This is a genomic window from Fusibacter sp., from assembly GCF_057447755.1.
The window spans coordinates 1-5,634 of record NZ_JBVBZF010000238.1 but is presented as its reverse complement, the minus strand read 5'-3'; the positions used below and the strand labels follow the sequence as shown (position 1 = coordinate 5,634).

The following is a 5,634-nucleotide window of genomic DNA, read 5'->3' as shown; positions in this document are numbered from 1 at the left end:
ATTTGAGAGACTCTCTCCCTTTACAGTCCCAACAGATTCCACTTGAGAAAGAATTTTGATATTTTGATCTGATAGCAACTGTTCCGCTATTGCACCTGCAAAAACAAGGGGTGCTGTCAACCTTGCCGAAAAATGGCCGCCACCACGAAAGTCATTTGCACCATGCCATTTAACTGCGCCTGTATAATCTGCATGTGAGGGTCTTAAAAGAGACTTTGTTTTTTCATAGTCATTTGAGCGTGTATCATGATTTTTTATCATCATGCAAAGCGGTGTTCCAGTTGTGTGGTCCTGAAAAAAGCCACTTAAAATTTCAAATCGGTCGCCTTCCTGTCTAGGTGTTGAATGCGTCCCTTGACCCGGTTTACGCTGTGCCATTCTCTTCTTTATTAAGTCTAAGTCCAGCTTGGTACCTGCTGGAATGCCTTCAATCACACAACCGATTGCACTACCATGTGATTCGCCAAATACGGATACTTTAAAGATTTCGCCAATCTGACTCCCCATGAATCACGCCTCCTAATTTTTCATAGTCTTCCCAGAACATTGGATATGATTTCTTTACAGCTTCAAAACCTGTAATTTCAACCGGTCCATCTGCAAGTGTTGCAGCAATCGCCAGCGCCATTGCAATTCTATGGTCATTCCAAGAGTCCACTTTTGCACCCTTAAAGCCTTTTACCCCATTAATTCTTAGACCTTCTTCAAGTTCTTCAACCTCTCCACCCATTTTATTGAGTTCAGTACAAATTGCTTTCAATCGGTCAGATTCCTTAATTCTAAGTCTGCCTGCATTGATGATCTCCGATGTGCCACTGCCCATACTAAGTAATACAGTCAATATGGGTACAAGGTCAGGACATTGTGAAGCATCCACGGTCACTGTTGATAAGTCTGATTGTATGGCCTTGACATTGTCTTGGCCCCAGATGATCTTGCCCCCTATTCTTTCAACAATTTCAAGTATGGCATGATCACCTTGTAGTGATGTCTTTTGCATCCCCTTAAGTTCAACATTATTACCAAGACTTCCTGCAACCAGCCAAAATGCGGCTTGTGAATAATCCCCCTCAACGGCATATTCTGAACCTCTATAAGCCTGATTGCCCTTAATTGAGAAGGTTTGAGCGTCCGGCATCTCAACATTAACACCAAACTTTTGACTGGTATCAAGCGTTAAATCCACATAACCTTTGGATTCAAGCGGTGTGGTTAACTCAATCGTAGAATCTTCAGATAATAAGGGTAAAACAAGCAGCAAGCCACTGATGAACTGCGAACTTACATTGCCAGCCATCTGAAAAACACCAGGCATTAATGTGCCCTCAATTGTCACGGGCAATAATCCATTGGTTGTTTGGTAGGGAATATCCTGTTGTCTTAAAATCTTATAAAAGGTCTCATATGGTCTTTCACCCAGTCTTCCCTTTCCTGTGAAAGTCATTGGTGCACTTGATAAAGTAAAAAAAGGCATTAAAAAACGAATTGTGGTTCCTGATTCGCTACAGTGAATTGTAGATGCTTCAGAAATCACTTTATAGTTGTTTGCCTTTAAATTTGTCATTTGTTTATTTTGCAAGGTTAAACGATAACGCTCTCCTACTTTTTCTTCTCCAAGGACCTGCATACCGAACTGTTTCATTGCCTCAATAGTGGTGATGATATCATCTGAATAAATCAAATTTTCAACCACCGAAACATCCTCTGAGAGACCCGCACAGATAATACCCCTGTGACTCAAACTCTTTGAAGGGGGCACGTTTACTATTCCCGATAATTTTTTTGGCTCTATAATGATACTATTCTTATTCATAAATCACATTCCCTATTTTAAATTTTCGACTTTCTCTATAATATCATTATATTGAAGGCCTTCTATTTGGCAACTGCCAATTGCATCTACTCGAATCCATTTGATTTGTGTCCCTGTGGATTTCTTATCCAAGTGAATGGCCTCTAAAATCCTCTTAAAAACTTCAGGTTCATCGAGTTCAAGCGGAAGCTGATATTGCTTAAATAATTGTTCTACGCGTTCAAGCGATTTTTGATCAAGTCGGCCTTCATAAAAGGCAACTTGACTTTTAATGACCATGCCGATGGCAATGGCTTGTCCATGCGTGTACTTCTTAAACTGATAGTATTGCTCTATTGCATGCCCAAGGGTATGTCCTAGATTTAGCAATTGCCTTACACTCGTATCTCGTTCATCTTCCCCTACGACCCTCGCCTTAATTTGACAACATATTTTTACGATGTCAAGTAGGGTTTCTTGATTTTCTTTCATTAATAAACGGTTTAAATCTAAACCTTCAAGTGTATTAAATAAGTCACGATCAAAACCGATTCCATACTTTATGACTTCTGCCATCCCATCAGAAAGTGTCTTGAGGGTCAATGTATTTAGGAAAGCCGTATCGATATAAACAGCCTCTGGTTGATAAAACGCACCAATCAAATTCTTTGCACTCGGATGATTAATCGCAACTTTCCCACCAACGCTACTGTCTACCATGGAAAGTAGGGTCGTTGGCATTTGAACAAAGTGAATACCCCTCATATAGGATGCTGCCACATAGCCAGTGAGGTCTCCTATGACCCCACCGCCAAATGCAATCAATAAACTCGATCGATTAAATTGCTTATCTTGAAGCATATCAATAAGCTTTTCGAAATACTTAAGACTCTTCGTGCTTTCTCCCACAGGGAGGACAACACATTCAAGCTGTTTTAAGAGACTTCCATAATGTGAATAGACAGTTTCATCGGTTACAATCAGATATTTGCGCCCCCCTATAATTTCATTGATCTTATCAACATCAATCCAGTTCGCATCAATCGTAATGTCGTACTCAAGTTGTGGTGTTATCACCCTTACACTTCTAGCCATCTTATGGACTCCTTGTTTTTTATTAATCCTATTATATCAAAATTTAAAGACTTGTATCATCAATTAACTGACAATATCAAAACTCATAAGACCATTTAATGCCGACTCATTTTGATTTTTAAGTGCCAGTTGTACGGCTTTTATTTCAGTCTCAAAGGACTCGAGCATTTTTATGACATTGGATTGATTACACATGAGAAGTTCAGTCCAAAGTGCCATATTCATATTGCCTACGCGTGTGGCATCTCTAAAGCTACCACCCACCAAGGCTGAAATTTGCTCTTGTGGTTTGTTCTTAAGCAACAGTGAAGCGATAATATGTGGCAAATGACTTGTGTAAGCGATCATTTCATCATGTGCTGCAGCATCCATGCAAGTTACAGAACCAAAACCAATCTTTTGGATTAAGTTCGTCAAGGTCTCTATTGAAGACGCCTTATTGCCCCTATGAGGTGTTAAAACGTATGAAGCGCCAACAAAGAACTGATCTGATGAATTTAGAAATCCTGATTTTTCACTACCTGCTATTGGATGACCTCCAACGAAATCTATGCCTTTGGCATTGTGGGTGAGTTTGTTATAAAACTGAACGATTTCAGCCTTTAAACCCGCTGTGTCTGTTACTATAGCACCTTCTTTAAAATCGTTATAATGCTTTTTAACAAATCCAATGGTTTCAAATGGATATAAGCATAAAAAGACGATGTCGCTTTTACTAAGTGCCTCTTCAATTGTTTCAGGCGCTTCATCGATTACACCCGATGTAAGCGCTGATGTCATCACTTCTCCTTGAACATCGAAACCAATAATGTGATGATCTGTGTGTGTTCTAACGGACTTCGCCAGTGAACCACCTATTAAACCTAACCCGATTATTGCAACTGATACCCCAACTAAATTCCTCCCTTCGTGTTTTCGATGAAATTACATGATCTTTCCAGTAATTTCTGCTATTTGTTCGACTTTAATCATAAGTTCCTTAAATGCTGCTGGTGTTAAGGATTGTTTACCATCTGATACTGCTTTTTCTGGATTATTGTGTACTTCAATCATCAGTCCGTCTGCACCTGCCGCAACTGCTGCAAGCGCCATTGATTCAACATATCTCGCGTCTCCAGTTGCATGCGATGGGTCTATCACCACTGGTAAGTGTGAAAAACGCTTGATCACAGGTACTGCACTTAAATCCAAAGTGTTGCGCGTATATTTTTCAAAGGTTCTTATGCCGCGTTCACATAAGATGACCTGATGATTACCACCTGCTAAAATGTACTCTGAGGCCATTAAAAATTCTTCAATCGTTGCCGACATACCTCTCTTTAGCAAAACAGGCTTATTGAGCTTACCTGCTGCTTTTAATAGATCAAAGTTCTGCATGTTTCTGGCACCAATTTGCACGACGTCGATAATATCTGCATAATCTTCAAGTTGCTGTACCGACATAATCTCTGTTACAAACGGCATTCCTGTTGCCTTTTTAGCTGCCCTTAAGAGGTCTAGCCCTTCACCTTGAAGACCCTGAAAGTCATATGGGGAGGTTCTTGGTTTAAATGCACCACCTCTTAGGAACTTAGCACCTGAGCCATCGATTGATTTGGCAATGTCTATGATTTGTGAGTGGCTTTCAACTGAACAAGGACCTGCGATAACTGCGAAATGTCCGTTTCCGATGCTTCTGCCCTCCACAGTAACCACTGAGTCGACGCCTTTATATGCTCTACTTGCCATTTTAAAGGGTTCTTTTATCCTTGCAATCATTTCAATAATTTCTTGTTCTTTCTTTTCTCTCTGAATGGCACTTACCATCTCATTACCTCCTTACAAAATTTAGCAATTTATTGATATCGGCATAAAAAAAAGAGACTCCTATGAGTCTCCGTATATCTTAGTTGTTGATTTTAGCATTTGGATGTAATTATGCTAGTCCTAAACTCATTAGGTTATTTTTCCATATTCCGTTGCAATACAAATAGCCAGCGCTAAAATAAAAATAGCTCCAGCCGTAGTAAAAGTAAAATGTATTGTCTATTAGGAATTTAACAGAAGATAACATAACGCCACCACTTTCATAATCTTTGAGATTTTTCTCACAATTGCTTCGTGTTGATTTGAAATTGATTATAGCACTCTCAAAAAGCATGTCAACAACTTTTTTAAAATTTGCACTGAATTTTTTAAATTGCTATTTTTTTTGTAAATGTGTTTATAAATCAGAAATCTGATGATATTTTTAAGAAAAAACATGCTAAAATATATGTATAAAATAATTTATACGGAGGTTTTATGAAGGAAAAACTCTTAAAAAAATATGCCGAGGTAGCTGTGAGAGTGGGCATTAACCTACAACCAGGTCAACCTTTAATCATCAATGCACCAGTTACAGCACTCGATTACGTCAGAGCACTCACTGAAGTGGCATATCTCGCTGGCGCCAGTATTGTTCGCTGTGAATACTATGATGATCTTCAAAATAAAATGAGATATATGTATTCGAACGACGAACATCTTGATTATTTTCCAACATGGCGGTCTGAATATATGGAGGGATATGCAAAAGATGGTGCATGCGTCATCTCCATTTTAGCACCAAATCCTGACCTACTTGCAGATGTTGATCCAGCAAAGATTGCACGGGTTAATAAGAGTACAGCTATTGGCATCGCCAACTATAGGGATTTATTCAACAAGGGCGGTGTTAGTTGGCTTGGCATTGCAGTGCCATCTCCAGAATGGGCACAGAAGGTATT

Annotated in this window: 6 protein-coding genes and 1 pseudogene; 1 reads left to right on the top strand and 6 read right to left on the bottom strand. The window is 39.3% G+C overall.

Annotation, left to right across the window (positions count from 1 at the left end; all coding sequences use genetic code 11):
* From AC220I_RS17430 to aroF, 6 genes and pseudogenes are all read right to left on the bottom strand, one after another.
* A partial coding sequence (locus AC220I_RS17430) for a chorismate synthase (protein ID WP_486725140.1) occupies positions 1 to 507 on the bottom strand: 507 nt, incomplete at its 3' end.
* Positions 479 to 1,813, bottom strand: coding sequence for a 3-phosphoshikimate 1-carboxyvinyltransferase (gene aroA, locus AC220I_RS17425; RefSeq protein WP_486725139.1), 1,335 nt, complete (start codon positions 1,811 to 1,813; stop codon positions 479 to 481). The genes AC220I_RS17430 and aroA, both read right to left, overlap by 29 nt.
* Before the next feature lie 12 nt (positions 1,814 to 1,825).
* Positions 1,826 to 2,887 (bottom strand): 3-dehydroquinate synthase, encoded by a 1,062-nt coding sequence (aroB, locus tag AC220I_RS17420; protein ID WP_486725138.1) that lies wholly within the window; start codon positions 2,885 to 2,887, stop codon positions 1,826 to 1,828.
* A gap of 63 nt (positions 2,888 to 2,950) precedes the next feature.
* Positions 2,951 to 3,259, bottom strand: a complete 309-nt coding sequence (locus AC220I_RS17415) for a prephenate dehydrogenase dimerization domain-containing protein (protein ID WP_486725141.1) — start codon at positions 3,257 to 3,259, stop codon at positions 2,951 to 2,953.
* A gap of 30 nt (positions 3,260 to 3,289) precedes the next feature.
* Positions 3,290 to 3,793, bottom strand: a pseudogene (locus tag AC220I_RS17410) (prephenate dehydrogenase); the annotation flags it as partial.
* 18 nt (positions 3,794 to 3,811) lie between these two features.
* A complete protein-coding gene (gene aroF / locus AC220I_RS17405; RefSeq protein WP_486725137.1) occupies positions 3,812 to 4,693 on the bottom strand; it encodes a 3-deoxy-7-phosphoheptulonate synthase in 882 nt (293 codons plus the stop codon).
* 477 nt (positions 4,694 to 5,170) lie between these two features.
* Between aroF and AC220I_RS17400 the strand changes: the two genes are divergently transcribed.
* A partial coding sequence (locus AC220I_RS17400) for an aminopeptidase (protein ID WP_486725136.1) occupies positions 5,171 to 5,634 on the top strand: 464 nt, incomplete at its 3' end.